General features: G+C 40.6%; 13 protein-coding genes and 1 other RNA gene. 12 read left to right on the top strand and 2 right to left on the bottom strand.

Annotation, left to right across the window (positions count from 1 at the left end; all coding sequences use genetic code 11):
• Positions 1-11: 11 nt before the first annotated feature.
• The 4 genes from rnr (at position 12) to NST73_RS15940 (ending at position 6210) form a co-directional block, all read left to right on the top strand.
• Positions 12-2351 (top strand): ribonuclease R, encoded by a 2340-nt coding sequence (gene rnr / locus NST73_RS15955; RefSeq protein WP_024719828.1) that lies wholly within the window; start codon positions 12-14, stop codon positions 2349-2351.
• Positions 2352-2490: 139 nt separating this feature from the next.
• The gene (smpB, locus tag NST73_RS15950) at positions 2491-2961 is read left to right on the top strand and encodes an SsrA-binding protein SmpB (protein ID WP_008347658.1); all 471 of its coding nucleotides are present in this window, start codon (positions 2491-2493) and stop codon (positions 2959-2961) included.
• Between the two features lie 181 nt (positions 2962-3142).
• Positions 3143-3506: a transfer-messenger RNA gene (gene ssrA / locus NST73_RS15945) on the top strand.
• 430 nt (positions 3507-3936) lie between these two features.
• On the top strand, positions 3937-6210 hold the full coding sequence (locus NST73_RS15940) for a CDP-glycerol:glycerophosphate glycerophosphotransferase (protein WP_045034044.1): 2274 nt from the start codon (positions 3937-3939) through the stop codon (positions 6208-6210).
• Positions 6211-6262: 52 nt separating this feature from the next.
• Here the strand turns inward: NST73_RS15940 and NST73_RS15935 are convergent, their stop codons facing one another.
• On the bottom strand, positions 6263-6499 hold the full coding sequence (locus NST73_RS15935) for a hypothetical protein (RefSeq protein ID WP_326241673.1): 237 nt from the start codon (positions 6497-6499) through the stop codon (positions 6263-6265).
• A 19-nt stretch (positions 6500-6518) separates the two neighbouring features.
• Entirely contained in the window at positions 6519-6674 is a 156-nt protein-coding gene (locus NST73_RS15930) for a hypothetical protein (protein WP_326241672.1), read from the bottom strand.
• A 64-nt stretch (positions 6675-6738) separates the two neighbouring features.
• Here NST73_RS15930 and NST73_RS15925 point away from each other — a divergent pair, with 64 nt between their 5' ends.
• From NST73_RS15925 to aspA, 8 genes are all read left to right on the top strand, one after another.
• Positions 6739-8337: a histidine kinase N-terminal 7TM domain-containing protein gene (locus tag NST73_RS15925; protein WP_058336929.1), complete on the top strand. Its 1599-nt coding sequence runs from the start codon at positions 6739-6741 to the stop codon at positions 8335-8337.
• A gap of 254 nt (positions 8338-8591) precedes the next feature.
• Positions 8592-9047: a DUF6376 family protein gene (locus NST73_RS15920; protein WP_039168283.1), complete on the top strand. Its 456-nt coding sequence runs from the start codon at positions 8592-8594 to the stop codon at positions 9045-9047.
• Between the two features lie 97 nt (positions 9048-9144).
• Entirely contained in the window at positions 9145-9450 is a 306-nt protein-coding gene (locus NST73_RS15915; RefSeq protein WP_008347647.1) for a metal-sensing transcriptional repressor, read from the top strand.
• An 83-nt stretch (positions 9451-9533) separates the two neighbouring features.
• A complete protein-coding gene (gene copZ / locus NST73_RS15910; protein ID WP_017368060.1) occupies positions 9534-9740 on the top strand; it encodes a copper chaperone CopZ in 207 nt (68 codons plus the stop codon).
• A gap of 84 nt (positions 9741-9824) precedes the next feature.
• On the top strand, positions 9825-12260 hold the full coding sequence (locus NST73_RS15905) for a heavy metal translocating P-type ATPase (protein WP_342499208.1): 2436 nt from the start codon (positions 9825-9827) through the stop codon (positions 12258-12260).
• Complete coding sequence (locus tag NST73_RS15900) at positions 12257-12454, top strand: hypothetical protein (RefSeq protein WP_160757998.1); 198 nt, start codon at positions 12257-12259, stop codon at positions 12452-12454. The genes NST73_RS15905 and NST73_RS15900 overlap by 4 nt, the downstream gene beginning before the upstream one ends.
• A gap of 241 nt (positions 12455-12695) precedes the next feature.
• Complete coding sequence (locus NST73_RS15895; protein WP_045034049.1) at positions 12696-13973, top strand: cation:dicarboxylase symporter family transporter; 1278 nt, start codon at positions 12696-12698, stop codon at positions 13971-13973.
• A 16-nt stretch (positions 13974-13989) separates the two neighbouring features.
• The gene (gene aspA / locus NST73_RS15890; RefSeq protein ID WP_035701391.1) at positions 13990-15435 is read left to right on the top strand and encodes an aspartate ammonia-lyase; all 1446 of its coding nucleotides are present in this window, start codon (positions 13990-13992) and stop codon (positions 15433-15435) included.
• The last annotated feature ends 51 nt before the right edge of the window (positions 15436-15486 follow it).

The following is a 15486-nucleotide window of genomic DNA, read 5'->3' as shown; positions in this document are numbered from 1 at the left end:
GGGGTTAGAGTGTGCAAAAAGAAGAATTTATGGATGAATTACTTGCGTTTATGCAAGAAGAGGCGTACAAACCATTAACGGTACAGGAATTAGAAGTCATGATGGAAATTACCAATCCAGATGATTATAAAGAGCTCGTCAAAGCACTTGTGATATTAGAGGATCAGGGACTGATCGTCCGTACCCGCAGCGACCGCTATGGTGTACCGGAAAAAATGAACTTGGTCAAAGGGAAGCTGTCTGCGCATGCAAAAGGATTTGCATTTGTGACACCAGAAGAGTTTGGACAGGATGATATTTTCATTCCGCCAAATGAGCTAGGCACAGCAATGAATGGCGACACCGTCATGGTTCGTGTCAGCCACAAATCAAATGGCACCAAAAAAGAAGGAACGGTCATCCGTATACTAGAGCGTAATACTCAGACGGTTGTCGGTACCTATACAGAAACGAAAAGTTTTGGTTTTGTCATTCCTGATGATAAAAAAATCACAAACGATATCTTCATTCCAAAATCCGCTAAAAACGGAGCGGTTGAAGGTCATAAAGTCGTTGTCACGCTGACAAGCTATCCAGAAGGTAGAATGAGCGCAGAAGGTGAAGTGACTGAAATCCTTGGTCACAAAAATGACCCTGGCATCGATATTTTGTCGATTATTCATAAACACGGGCTGCCAGGTGAGTTTCCGGAAGAAGCGCTCCAGCAGGCAGTAGACACACCTGAAACGATCGATGAAAAAGACTTAGAGGGCAGGCGTGATCTGCGCAACGAAACGATTGTGACCATTGATGGTGCAGATGCAAAGGACTTGGACGATGCGGTTACTGTGCAAAAGCTGGATGATGGTAAATACAAACTAGGTGTGCATATTGCGGATGTCTCTCATTATGTAACGGAAAACTCTCCAATTGATCAGGAAGCCTATGAGCGCGGAACGAGTGTGTATCTTGTAGACCGCGTTATTCCAATGATTCCTCATCGCCTGTCAAATGGCATTTGCTCATTGAATCCGAAGGTTGATCGTCTCACACTCTCTTGTGAAATGATCATTGATCGTAGTGGGAAAGTCGTCAAACACGAAATTTTCCAAAGTGTGATCAAAACGACGGAAAGAATGACCTATTCCGATGTGAATAAGATTTTAGTTGACCAAGATGAAGAGCTTTTAGACAAATACGAGCCGTTAGTACCAATGTTCCAAGAGATGGAGAAGCTTGCAGAAATTCTGCGTGACAAGCGAATGGAGCGCGGAGCAGTCGACTTTGACTTCAAGGAAGCAAAGGTGCTTGTAGATGATGAAGGCGCAGCGAAAGACGTAGTCATTCGTGAGCGTTCTGTTGCCGAAAAATTAATTGAAGAATTCATGTTGGTGGCAAACGAAACAGTTGCCGAGCATTTCCACTGGATGAATGTTCCGTTCATTTACCGAATTCACGAAGAACCAAATCCTGAGAAGCTTCAGCGCTTTTTAGAGTTCGTGACGACGTTTGGTTACATTGTGAAAGGAACGTCAACGAACATTCACCCGCGTGCACTTCAAAGTGTACTTGATGCCGTCCGTGATCAGCCGGAAGAAGTCGTCATTCAAACTGTGATGCTTCGCTCGATGAAACAGGCGAAGTATGATCCAGAAAGCATTGGCCATTTTGGATTATCAACGGAATTCTATACACACTTCACATCACCGATCCGCCGTTACCCTGACTTAATCGTGCATAGGCTGATCAGAACCTATTTAATAGAGAAAAAGACAGACGAAGCGACCCTTGAAAAGTGGGGCCAACTGCTGCCAGAAATCGCAGATCATGCATCTACAATGGAGCGCCGCTCTGTTGATGCTGAGCGCGAAACAGATGACCTGAAAAAGGCAGAGTATATGCTTGATAAAATCGGTGAAGAGTTTGATGGTATGATTAGTTCCGTCACGAATTTCGGACTATTCGTTGAACTGCCGAATACGATAGAAGGTCTTGTCCATGTGAGCTACATGACAGACGATTACTATCGTTTTGATGAACAGCACTTTGCCATGATCGGTGAACGTACAGGGAATGTCTACCGTATCGGTGACGAAATCACTGTCAAAGTGGTGAGTGTGAATAAAGATGAGCATTCCATTGATTTTGAAATCGTCGGGATGAAAGGCACTCGCCGTAAATCACCAAAAGACTTCAAGTTCAAAAAACGGACAGATCCACCAGCCAAAAAAGGACGCGGAGGTCAAAAGGCCTCTGGGGAAAAAGGCAAAGAGGATAAAGGCGGCGACTGGTTTACAGGTCGTAAAAAGAAGAAAAAGAAAAAACGCGTTTTTGATAACGCACCGAAACAAAAGCGCAAAAAGAAAAAGTAACGTGACAAAAAGCAAATAGGGCACAATGCTCTATTTGCTTTTTGACCACGTGGCATCAGCATTGTCGAAAGCTGGATTGTTTGATAAAATAATCCGTACGATTTGGACCGTGTCTGTGTCAAAAGGAGGGTGTACGCCAATGCCAAAGGGAGAGGGAAAGGTTGTTTCCCAAAACAAAAAAGCCAATCATGATTATTTTATAGAAGAAACATACGAAGCCGGCCTTGTATTACAAGGAACTGAAATCAAATCCATTCGAGCAGGAAAAGTGAATTTAAAAGATTCCTTTGCCAAAATCGAACGAGGAGAAGTGTTTCTTCACAATATGCACGTGAGCCCATACGAGCAGGGGAACCGTTATAACCATGATCCGCTCAGAACGAGAAAGCTGCTTCTTCATCGCAAGCAAATCAGCAAATTGATTGGTGCGACAAAGGAAGAGGGCTACTCACTTGTTCCCATTAAACTCTATTTGAAAAATGGCTTTGCCAAAGTGCTAATTGGAGTCGGTAAAGGGAAGAAGAAATATGATAAACGTGAAGATCTGAAGAAAAAAGATGCGAAACGTGAAATCGAGCGTGCTTTCCGTGACCGGCAAAAGCAATTCTAGACGCATGCAGATGGTTTGCTGAGAGCGGAAGCATTATGCTACAATATGTTATGCAGTAAACAATCATTGTCGTCTTTTTACAGAAACCACCAGTTGTTTCGAGCGATGAGATTGTTATAATAGTCATATACGGAAGCAGTTAAGCTAAAGAACGTTTCCATCCCGTATATCCCTTTTACAAGGGGACGTTACGGATTCGACAGGGATGGTTCGAGCTTAGGCTGCGAGCCGAGAGGCGATCTCGTTAACACGCACCTAAATGTAACTGGCAAAACTAAAAGTTTTAACCAAAACTTAGCACTAGCTGCCTAATAAGCGCAGCGAGCTCTTCCTGACATCGCCTATGTGTCTGTGAGGAGCCCAATGAAGTAGGCTACGCTTACGTTTTCGTCTGAGGACGTAAGAAGAGATCCATCAGACTAGCTCTCCAAGCGCCCGTCAGCAGGCATGAGGATGAGTGAACACGTAAATATGTTGACTACGCTCGTAGACGCTTAAGTAATCGATGTCTCTGGACGTGGGTTCGACTCCCACCGTCTCCATCAAAACTTTTAGAATGTAGTCGTATCAAGGGTTTGAAAGCCCTTGGTGCGGGTCTGGCATCTTTAAAAAATGAATGGTTATATGAAATGACGCTATCACAGCGTCATTTTTCTTTGCTATTAGAAACTTAAACAATCTGAATTTTAAACAAAACTGGATGTTATCATACAGACAAAATACGTTCTTATTATTTTTATTTCAAGTCGGCTAGAACAGTGGTTTTTTTATGTTAAGTATGATAAATTGTTGTATCATAGAAGTATAGATGAAAACATTTTGGATAAACGAATTTCTAGTGAGTCGTCTTTTTAGACGAATCTTTTTTTTGAATAAAAACACGTTTTTGTTATAATATTTATTGTTTTTTAAATCATATTAAGTGATGAAAAGATCAAACATTGTTGTTTATATAAAATTTGGAAGAGGGATCTTATGTTATTTACTATTGTTATTCCTTATAAGGATACCAATAAAAAGTATACTGATAACTGCATGAAAAGTTTAGATGATCAAATTTTTAAAGATTTCGAAGTACTTTTGGTCCATCAAGATAGTCAACACCTAGAAGAAATTTTAGCGCCTTATACTTTTAATTATAGAACAATCAATATGGGACCTCATACAAATGCAGGCATTAGTAGAAATAAAGGCATAGAAGAAGCTCAAGGAGAGTACATCTTATTTTTAGATGCTGATGATTTCTTACATCCCAATGCGCTGATATATGCAAAGCAAATCATTGATCAAGAACAATTGAATGTTTTTAAGCTGAAAGTGAAAAAGACAATTGTAGACAGAAACACAACATTAAAGGAAAAGAAGCAGGCTTTGTATCAGCATGATACGTTGGATAACTTAAGTCATGTTTTGAAAAAATTAAATGTTGATGCAAATGAAAACGAAGTCATGCAGATGCTTTTTGAGGAGAATGTTGTATCAGCTCATTATCATGAAATTGCAAAAGAAAAGTTCTTTAAGAAGATTTCTTATCAATTAAAATCACATGGGTTCGTTGTTCAAAAGAAATATTTGTTGAACAATCAAATACAGTTTGATGAAAGCGCACCATTGTATAGTGATATTCCGTTCTTAATGAAAATTTATCAAGATGCATTCTCTATTTTGGAAACATCAATTTGTCTATACTATAAGCTGATCCATAACGATCCTATCAATTTCCCTTCACTTTCCCAGGAAGAACAGGATCATCGATTTGAAGAAATGTTCCGAACATTAAGCAAATCAATCGAACAATGTGACGATTTGGCTTTAGTGAAACAAGTGAAGCTTGAAGCGATTAGCCAATATTTATATAAGGTTGTAAAAAGCCCATTGTTTAAAGAGGGCATTCAACGTTTAACGCCTATTTATCAGTCCTGTCAGACCATTTTGAATGCAGAGTCAAATCCAATCAAACTGAAGAGAAGACATTCAAAAGAAATTAATGCAATTAAGGTCGGGAATTATCATAAGGCATATCGTCTGAGTAAAAAGAGAGTTCTCTATTATAATCTGTATCAGGGCATAAAACCGAAAAAGAAGAGAGCGAGACAAAGAATCGTTCAACAATTATTCTTCTCAAGATTACCTATTAAACCTAACACCATTGTCTATGAAAGCTTTTTAGGAAGAAACTATTCGGATAGCCCTAAGGCGATATTTAAATATCTTCTTGAGCATGAGCCAAATCAATGGAAGCATGTTTGGATTCTGAATGATAAAGAAATGGTGGCAAATGAAGAAGAATTTCAGCACAAGAACGTTAAAGTAATTAAGCGATTTAGCTGGAGCTATTTTTACTATGTCACAGTGGCAAAATATTTTGTTTTAAACATGAGACAGCCAAAGTCGCTTTATAAAAAAGATGAACAAATTATCTTATCTACATGGCATGGAACACCACTTAAGAAATTAGTATTTGATATGGATAATGTAGTATCTGCAAATCCCGATTATAAAAAAGAATTTTATTTACAATCTCGAAAATGGGATTATCTAATTGCAGCAAACCCATATTCTGAAAAAATCTTCGAAAGTGCATTTATGTATCCGAAAGAAAAAATATTAACATATGGCTATCCAAGAAATGATATTCTGAAAAACTTTACAGAAGCAGATAAAGTGAAGATTAAATCGAAGCTTGGTATACCTGCTGATAAAAAAGTCATTTTATATGCTCCAACATGGAGAGATGATGAATTTCATAAAGCGGGGCAATACAAATTTAATCTCACTTTAGATTTAAATTTGTTAAAAGAAAAGTTAGGCGAAGAATATGTCATCATTTTACGAATGCATTATTTCATTTCAGATAATATTGATTTAACAGGGTTTGAAGGGTTTGCCTTTGACTATTCTAAATATAATGATATCAATGATTTATATATTTCAAGTGATATCCTTATCACGGATTACTCGTCTGTATTCTTTGATTTTGCAAACCTAAGGCAGCCGATTCTTTTCTTTACGTATGATATTGATAAATACAAAGATGTGCTGAGAGGTTTTTATATTGATGTCGAAAAAGATCTGCCAGGTCCGTTATTGTATACGTCTGAAGAAGTGCTTCATAGCATTCAGAACATTGAAAGCGTAAAAGATGCTTACAAGGAAAAATACGATGTATTCCATGAAAGATTCTGTTCACTAGAAGATGGAAAGGCAAGTGAACGAGTGGTGAAGGAAGTATTTACTCGTAATCATTAAAGTTATACCTCTACTTGCGATGGGACAAGTAGAGGTTTTTTCTATTAGTAAGTCAAGCGTTCCTCTGAAAAGACTGGATCATTCGAACAAACAAAGGGCAAACCACAATCACCGCCATCATCATCAAAAGCCCATCCGACATGATCTCCACAAACGTGGTCTGAATCACATAAACCGCAATCAACAGCAAATAACTCATTAAAAATAACAGCTTAGATCGTTTCTTCTGAAATGGCTTCTCTAAAAGAATCAGCATAAACAAACCTGCCATGATGATCAAAAAAGTCATCTCCTATCAAGCCTCCTTTTCATTCATCTCCACATTGTAGAGATATTTCACTTGCAACAATATGCTTTATCTTTAAATTAAGTAAGAAGTAATGAATAGATGGGGCACCACGACTAGTAAAATGACGAACACTTTCCAAAAAACCGCCAACCAAATCAAAATCACATCTTCCCATTTGAGACTTCCTCATATATAGTAAGATTAGACTAGTTCTAAATAACTGAAATTGGGGCGTTTACATGGATTCGATTGTTTTACATTTTATTGTGATCATGAGTGTTTCTGGCATTCTGTCCGTAATATTATCAATCATTGCTCATGCAAATCGCCATCGGTATATTGGCTGTCAATTGTTTATGTATATGTCTGGAGCAACTGCGATTTATATTTTTGGACATACATTTGAATTATTGGCGCGCACCCCTCAAGAAATTACATTCTGGGTTAGTTTTCAATACATAGGTCTTCCATTTATTGCACCCTTCAGCCTGATGATTGTGCTGCAGTTTACTGGTTTCCATCAATATGTAACAAAGCGCCGCGTGCTTCTCTTCTTGTTGATTCCAATTTTAACCACCATTCTGGTGTTCACCAACTCTTTTCATTCACTCTTTTACCGAAGCATCACGATGAATACAGTAGACGGGTTTTTATTAGCTGATTTTACCATTGGTTATTGGTATATCATTCATGGGGTCTATACATTTGGCTGTTCTATGCTCGCTATTTTTATGCTGCTTTGGTTTTTACGTGTGAAGAAAGAATATTTGAAACAGGTTCTGATCTTGCTCGTTGGAATATTATTGCCGATCACGACCTCTTTTATCTATTTATTAGGTGTCACGCCTTTTCACATTGACCCAGTACCAGTGGTGATGTTTTTAACCAACGCACTCTACTTATGGGCGATTATGTCTTTTCATCTCTTTAAGCTCTCTCCCATTGCGATGGAGCGTGTGTTTGAACATATGTCAGAAGGTGTTCTTCTATTGGATCGATACCGAACACTGATTGATTATAACCCTGCGGCTGCATTGATCATTCCTGTGCTCGCTAAAAAGGGAATCGGCTATAAAATCGATGATATATTCTCAGGGATCATCAAAGAGCCAGCGTTTATACAGTGGCTGCGTTCTCCGCAGGATCATTCACAGTATGATTTAATGTGGGAAAAAGAGCAGCCCTTCTATTATCATCTCACTGCTTCTTCTCTTTTTAATAGAAGAGGCGAAGTCGAGGGCAGGCAAATTGTGATCAGCGATGTTACGGAGCAGCGACTATTGCAGGAAGAGCTGGAGCGCCGAGCATATATTGATGGTTTGACGAATATCTTCAATCGGTCTTCCTTTATTGAACGAACGCAGATGTTATTGGAAGAGGATGCGCAGGATACTGCCATATTGCTATTTGATATTGATTTCTTTAAACAAATCAATGATACGCATGGACATCATATTGGAGACGAGGCGTTGCGTCATGTTGTGTCCATTTGTCAGCAGCATTTGAAGATGGATGATTTATTTGGCCGATATGGTGGAGAAGAGTTCGCCATTTGTCTGCCGCATCATTCATTTGAAGAGGCATGTCATATTGCGGAACAGATGAGACATTCATTTGAAGTGAGTTTCTTTCAGACAGATGAGAAAAAAGTAAGAGTGACAGCAAGCTTTGGCGTCGCCCATACAGCGAATGATCCCTCTATATTAGAAACGCTTCTATTTGAGGCAGATCAAGCCTTGTATATGTCAAAACGCCAAGGACGTAATCGGATTTATGCATCAACTGGTTCGGACTATATGCTATACCAAAAGCAGGATCTTCCGCCTGCTTCTCATTGACTGTTGTCCTTCATTTAGATATGATAAACATAACATTTGAACGGTTTCCTAAAGGGGAGTAGCTTTTACGGTTTGGTCGTCATTACAGAAACATCCGTTGTTTCTCGGCCATTCCGGCATGAACATGTTAGCCAGACCTTTGCCTATCACACATGAGGCAAAGGTCTGGCTTTTTTTAAGGTCTTTTTGCATCTGTGTGGTTGGAAGCTGGACAAATGAGGGGTTTCAACATACAGATGAAAGGATGATGGATCTTGAAACAATATGTGATGGCGTTTCTATTAACCGGTACGTTTTTGTTAAGTGGATGTTCAGGACTGTTAGACCAAGTGAACGATACAACGACATATGTCACAGAAGCAAATGAGTATGTGACGGATATTCAGCAATTCACAGAGGATTTTCCACAGCTTGCGGAAGAAGCTGTACAAGATGCTGCCAAAAGAGCAGATTTGACGCAGCAACTGGAATCATTGAAAGCAGACATTCAAGAATTTAATGAACTCACAGCCCCATCAATAGCAGAAGACCTGCATGCACAAATCATAGAGAAAAATAAAGTGCTGTCAGAGGAGATTCAAACCTATTTACAGCAATTGAAAATGGACAACTTCGATGCTGCAGCTATTTTAGAGGATCAGCAAGGCCTCATGAAGCAGCTTCAGCAATCGGTCAGCCTTTTACAAGATATTGAACAACTAACAAACTAGGATAAGCAAACGGTGATCACAGCATATCTTTGCCTTTTCAGGTGAAGATATGCTTTAATTGAATGTAACACAAGTATGATAGAAAAAAGGTGATCAGATGACAGAACAAGAGGAAAGACATATCGCTTCGCCTAGAGCTGAGAAGGAAAAAGAGCAATTAATCAATCGCTTAAAACGAGTGGAAGGTCAAGTGCGAGGGATTCAGCAAATGATTGAAAACGATCGTTACTGCATAGATGTCGTGAATCAAATTTCTGCTGTCAATGCAGCTTTAAAAAAAGTGAGTCTTCAATTAATGGAAAAGCATACACATCACTGCGTAGCGGATGCCATTAAGAGCGGTAATGGGGATGAAGCCATTGAGGAGTTAATGAATGTCTTCACGAAGCTGACAAAATCGTAGCAAAAAGCGGATCATTTATGTTTACAATGATACCCTACTAGGGTATAGTAAAAATAGAAAATGATTGATGGAGGCGATGAGAAGTGGAACAAGCAACACTACAAGTGCAAGGCATGTCTTGCGGACATTGTGTGAAAGCAGTCGAAGGAAATGTAGGAGAATTAGCAGGTGTTGAATCTGTGAAAGTCCATTTAGATAAGGGTCAGGTGGAGGTTTCCTTTCACCCAGATCAAATCACGTTACACCAGATCTCTGATGTCATTGAAGAACAGGGATATGATGTCGTATAAAATGAGCATACGTGCTGCATAAGACAGCACGTATTTTTTTAAAAATAACAATACCCCCATGGAGTATGTGGAGAGGTGAGATAAATGAAAAAAGAAATTGATTTTCAAATTACGGGAATGACTTGCGCCGCCTGTGCAGGCCGCATTGAAAAGGGCTTGAACAGGTTGGAAGGTGTGGACGACGCCAGTGTGAACTTTGCGCTTGAAACATCCCACATTGTGTATGAAACAGAACAACTCACAGCAGAGGATCTAAAACAAAAAATTCAATCTCTTGGCTATGATGTGGTGATGGAGCAAGCCGAATTTGATATAGAGGGGATGACATGTGCGGCTTGTGCAAACCGAATTGAGAAAAAAGTCAACCGGATGGATGGTATTGATCAAGGATCAGTGAACTTTGCGCTTGAGTCACTTCAGGTGACATATCATCCAGGGAAAATATCTCCAAGTGACATAAAAGAGGCTGTGAAATCCATTGGGTATTCATTAACCGAACCAGCCGAAGAGCATGCAGAGGAAGGGAAAAAAGACCATCGCCAAGTAGCGATTGAGAAACAAACGGCACGCTTTTTGTTCTCGATGATTTTGTCATTGCCTCTTCTTTGGGCAATGGTCAGTCATTTTTCTTTCACATCGTTTATTTGGTTGCCAGAAGCGTTTATGAATCCATGGGTTCAGCTCGCATTAGCAGCGCCCGTCCAGTTCATTGTCGGCTGGCCTTTTTATGTAGGTGCTTATAAAGCGTTGAAAAATAAAAGTGCCAATATGGATGTCCTTGTGGCACTAGGGACATCGGCTGCTTTTTTCTATAGTTTATATGAAAGTATTCAATCAGCGGTTCAAGGCACACATGAAGCGGCCCTCTATTATGAAACGAGCGCTGTGCTGATTACGTTGATTGTGCTCGGAAAGTTAATGGAAGCAAGAGCGAAAGGGAGATCATCAGAAGCGATTCAAAAACTGATGGGCTTACAAGCGAAAGAAGCTGTGATAGAGCGAGATGGGAAAGAAATGACCGTTCCTATTTCTGAAGTGAAAGTGAATGATCTTGTGTTCGTCAAGCCAGGTGAAAAAGTCCCGGTAGACGGAGAAATCATCGAAGGAACAACAGCGATCGACGAATCGATGATTACAGGGGAAAGTCTGCCAGTTGATAAAACCACAGGAGATACAGTCATCGGGGCAACCATCAATAAAAATGGATTTGTGAAAGTGAAAGCAACAAAAGTAGGAAAAGAAACGGCTCTTTCACAAATCATTCGAGTCGTCGAACAAGCGCAAGGCTCAAAAGCACCAATTCAAAGAATGGCAGATCAAATTTCAGGGATATTTGTCCCCATTGTTGTAGGATTGGCTGTGCTCACTTTTCTGATTTGGTATATCTTTGTTGATCCAGGAAATGTGACAGCAGCCCTTGAAACCTTTATAACAGTCATCGTCATCGCATGTCCTTGTGCGCTTGGTCTTGCTACACCGACCTCTATTATGGCAGGCAGCGGCCGGGCAGCTGAATCAGGGATTCTGTTTAAAGGCGGAGAACACTTAGAGGTAACCCAATCACTAGATACAGTAGTGCTAGATAAAACAGGGACTGTGACAAAAGGGGAGCCGAGTCTTACAGATGTGATCGCGTCTGCCAATTGGACAGAAGATACGCTGCTTCAGTTAGCAGGATCGGCAGAACAGCAGTCAGAGCATCCACTTGCCAAAGCGATTACAGAAGGCATGAAGAACCGGGGTCTCCAAACGATCGAGGTAGAAGCCTTTCAAGCAGATCCTGGTCATGGAATTGAAGCAAGAGCTGCAGGACATGAGCTTTTGATTGGCACACGGAAACTCCTAAAGAAACATCATATCAGCTGCGAAGCACTAGAAGCAGTTGTGACTGAGCTTGAAGAACAAGGAAAAACGGCGATGCTCATTGCCATTGACGGCGAGCCAGCAGGTATTGTCGCCGTTGCTGATACAATCAAATCGTCTTCTTCTCAAGCGGTCGCTCGTCTCAAAGAGCAAGGGATTCACGTCGTGATGATGACAGGAGATAACAAACGCACAGCAGAAGCGATTGCGAGTGAGGCAGGCATAGATCATGTCATTGCTGAAGTTCTTCCAGAGGAAAAAGCGGCTCATATTGCAGCGCTTCAGAAACAAGGAAAAAAAGTGGCGATGGTTGGAGACGGCATCAATGATGCCCCTGCCCTTGCAACAGCAAATATCGGGATGGCTGTCGGAACAGGTACAGATGTTGCCATGGAAGCGGCAGATATTACGCTCATGACTGGAGATCTCCATGCCATTGCAGATGCACTTGAATTTAGCAGAAAAACGATGAGAAACATTAAACAGAATCTATTTTGGGCACTTGCTTACAATTGTATTGGCATACCAGTCGCCGCATTTGGGTTCCTGGCACCATGGCTTGCAGGAGCGGCAATGGCCTTTAGTTCTGTATCGGTTGTGCTGAACGCACTAAGATTACAGCGATTGAAACCTGTCAGAGAGGGTGTGGCAAAATGAAGCTGAATGTCAAATGGGTGTGGACGTTGAGTGCTGTGATTTATGTAGCCATTGTACTGATAGGCTATGCGGTTTATGTCGAACTTTCTCCTCTTCAAGAGCCGCCAGCTGATCATATGCAACATGAGACTTCATCAGAAGCGAAGTCCTCGCATTCGGTGTCAGTCCTGCGCTTCGGTGCTCGCCCTTTCTAGACTTCAATGGATTTCTATCACAAAGAGCTAACATAAAGTTCATTTTAGCTCTTCTCAACAACCTGAGACTTCGCCAAAAGCGAAGTCTTTTTTTAACAATTTTGTGGAAAAACCCACCTTTTAAAAGATTTTTCATAAAAAATTCACTTCTTTTTGTTCCTTTTTGTCGTTTTTTGTAGGTTCATCGTTAAGATGCGATTAGGCAACAAAGAAAGCGTTATCAAAAAAAGGGGGTCCACGTATGAAAAAGTTAGGGTTAGCTTCTCAAATACTCATCGCACTTGTTTTGGGTGTTGTCGTAGGAGCGCTGTTTTATCAAAATGAAACCGTTATTAATGTGTTAACGCCGATTGGCGATATATTCATCCACTTAATTAAAATGATCGTTCTTCCAATTGTTATTGCTGCATTGATTGTAGCCGTTGCTGGTGTAGGCGATATGAAAACCATCGGAAGACTCGGTGGGAAAACGATTCTTTACTTCGAAATTGTGACAACGATTGCATTAGCAGTTGGACTGCTTGCAGCAAACGTTTTCCATCCTGGTACAGGAATTGATATGAGTAACATGGAGAAAGGCGATATCTCTAAATATGAAGAGACATCAAAAGCTTCTTCCGAAAAAGCAAGTTTCTCAGAAACGATTGTGCATCTTGTGCCAACAAACGTGTTCCAATCCATTGCAGAAGGTGATCTATTACCAACAATCTTCTTTACAGTGTTATTCGGATTAGGAATTGCAGCAGTTGGAGACAAAGGAAAACCAGTGTTAGGATTTTTTGAGGGCATCCTCGAAGCGATGTTCTGGGTGACCAATAAAGTGATGAAGTTTGCACCATTTGGTGTATTCGCGCTCATCAGTGTGACGGTGATCAAATTCGGGGTCGGAGCGCTTCTCCCGCTAGGTAAACTGGTACTTGTCGTTTACGGCACAATGGCATTCTTCGTTATTGTCGTACTTGGCATTATCGCAAAATTAGCTGGAACAAGCGTCTTTACACTATTTAGAGTGTTAAAAGAAGAAATCATTCTTGCATTCTCAACAGCAAGTTCAGAAGCTGTATTGCCTAGATTAATGGACAAAATGGAGAAGTTCGGCTGCCCGAAAGCGATCACGTCGTTCGTTATCCCAACAGGCTATACCTTTAACTTAGATGGAAGTGCCATCTATCAATCCATTGCCGCCATATTTGTTGCACAAATGTACGGCATGCCTCTTTCCATCTATGAGCAAATTACGTTACTATTAATCTTAATGCTCACATCAAAAGGAATGGCTGGTGTACCAGGTGCATCGATCGTTGTTGTGATCACAACACTTGGAGCAATGGGACTTCCACTTGAAGGACTTGCCTTCATCGTTGGGATCGACCGTATCCTTGACATGGTTCGTACAACTGTTAACGTATTTGGTAACTCACTTGCAGCCATTGTCATGTCTAAGTGGGAAAAAGTGTTTGATCAAGAGAAATCGAAGAAGTATATTGAGGAATTAAAACAACAAACAAAAGCAGCGTAAAAGGAGATCTTTTCAAATGACGAAGCTACAGGACAAGCAAGTTCGTATCGAACGAGACTTTCTAGGTGAAAAGGAAGTAGACACTCAAGCGTATTATGGAATTCAAACATTACGTGCAGTAGAGAACTTTCCAATTACTGGCTACCATGTTCATGAGGAACTCATCAAAGCATTAGGGATTGTCAAAAAGGCAGCCGCACTTGCAAATATGGATACAAAGCGACTATATGCTGGTCTTGGAGAAAAAATTGTTCAAGCCGCAGATGAGGTTATTGAAGGAAAATGGAACAATCAATTTATAGTCGATCCAATTCAAGGCGGGGCTGGCACTTCAATGAATATGAATGCCAATGAAGTCATTGCAAACAGAGCGCTTGAACTACTAGGAAAGGAAAAAGGCGCTTATACTGAGCTAAGTCCAAACACGCATGTGAACATGTCGCAGTCAACAAACGACGTTTTCCCAACAGCGATTCATATTTCAACATTGAATATGATTGAAAAACTACTTTATACGATGGAAAACATGCATCAAGTCATGACAGAAAAAGCGCAAGAATTCGATCATGTCATCAAAATGGGACGTACGCATCTTCAGGACGCTGTTCCAATCAGACTTGGTCAAGAGTTTAGTGCATATGCAAAGGTTCTTGCTCGTGATATTAAACGAATCAAGCAGTCTAGACAGCATTTATATGAAGTCAATATGGGCGCAACAGCAGTTGGAACAGGACTGAATGCTGATCCTAAATATATTCGCCAGGTAGTTGGTTATCTAGCTGACATTAGCGGATTGCCGTTAGTTGGAGCAGAAGATTTGGTCGATGCTACGCAAAATACAGATGCTTATACAGAAGTATCAGCTGCACTGAAAGTATGTATGATGAATATGTCCAAAATGGCAAACGATATTCGTTTGATGGCTTCAGGTCCTAGAGCAGGCTTTGGTGAGCTGCACTTGCCGCCGAGACAGCCAGGTTCATCTATCATGCCAGGGAAAGTCAACCCAGTGATGCCTGAGGTCATGAACCAAGTGGCATTCCAAGTCATTGGAAATGACCACACGATCTGCCTTGCATCAGAGGCTGGTCAGCTTGAACTGAACGTCATGGAGCCAGTTTTAATATTCAACTTACTACAGTCTCTTAGCATGATGAAAAATGTATTTGAATCCTTTGTCGATAACTGCTTGCGCGACCTAAAAGCAGATGAATCTAGATTAAAAGAATATGTAGAAAAGAGTGCTGGTGTCATGACGGCGGTCAATCCGCATATTGGTTATGAAGCTGCTGCACGAATTGCGAGAGAAGCGATTCTTACAGGCGTATCTGTACGTGAGCTTTGTCTACAAAATGATGTGTTATCAGAGGAAGAGCTTGATGTCATCTTAAATCCTTTTGAAATGACGAAACCAGGTATTGCTGGTGCATCACTTTTAGAAAAGGATCGTTTAGAAGATTAAGCGGCATCATGAGAAGCGCACACCGACAAATGTCCGGTGTGCGTTTTTTCA

This window comes from Bacillus sp. FSL W7-1034 (assembly GCF_038593365.1).
In the GTDB taxonomy this organism is placed as follows: Bacteria; Bacillota; Bacilli; order Bacillales; family Bacillaceae; genus Bacillus; species Bacillus altitudinis.
This window is presented reverse-complemented; position numbering and strand designations above follow the sequence as displayed.

Excerpts from the sequence above, each read along its gene's own strand:
- NST73_RS15900 (WP_160757998.1), top strand. The coding sequence starts at position 12,257 with ATGAAGCTGAATGTCAAATGGGTGTGGACGTTGAGTGCTGTGATTTAT.
- NST73_RS15895 (WP_045034049.1), top strand. The coding sequence starts at position 12,696 with ATGAAAAAGTTAGGGTTAGCTTCTCAAATACTCATCGCACTTGTTTTG.
- NST73_RS15905 (WP_342499208.1), top strand. The coding sequence starts at position 9,825 with ATGAAAAAAGAAATTGATTTTCAAATTACGGGAATGACTTGCGCCGCC.
- NST73_RS15935 (WP_326241673.1), bottom strand. The coding sequence starts at position 6,499 with ATGACTTTTTTGATCATCATGGCAGGTTTGTTTATGCTGATTCTTTTA.
- NST73_RS15940 (WP_045034044.1), top strand. The coding sequence starts at position 3,937 with ATGTTATTTACTATTGTTATTCCTTATAAGGATACCAATAAAAAGTAT.
- NST73_RS15915 (WP_008347647.1), top strand. The coding sequence starts at position 9,145 with ATGACAGAACAAGAGGAAAGACATATCGCTTCGCCTAGAGCTGAGAAG.
- smpB (WP_008347658.1), top strand. The coding sequence starts at position 2,491 with ATGCCAAAGGGAGAGGGAAAGGTTGTTTCCCAAAACAAAAAAGCCAAT.
- aspA (WP_035701391.1), top strand. The coding sequence starts at position 13,990 with ATGACGAAGCTACAGGACAAGCAAGTTCGTATCGAACGAGACTTTCTA.
- NST73_RS15930 (WP_326241672.1), bottom strand. The coding sequence starts at position 6,674 with ATGGGAAGATGTGATTTTGATTTGGTTGGCGGTTTTTTGGAAAGTGTT.
- NST73_RS15925 (WP_058336929.1), top strand. The coding sequence starts at position 6,739 with ATGGATTCGATTGTTTTACATTTTATTGTGATCATGAGTGTTTCTGGC.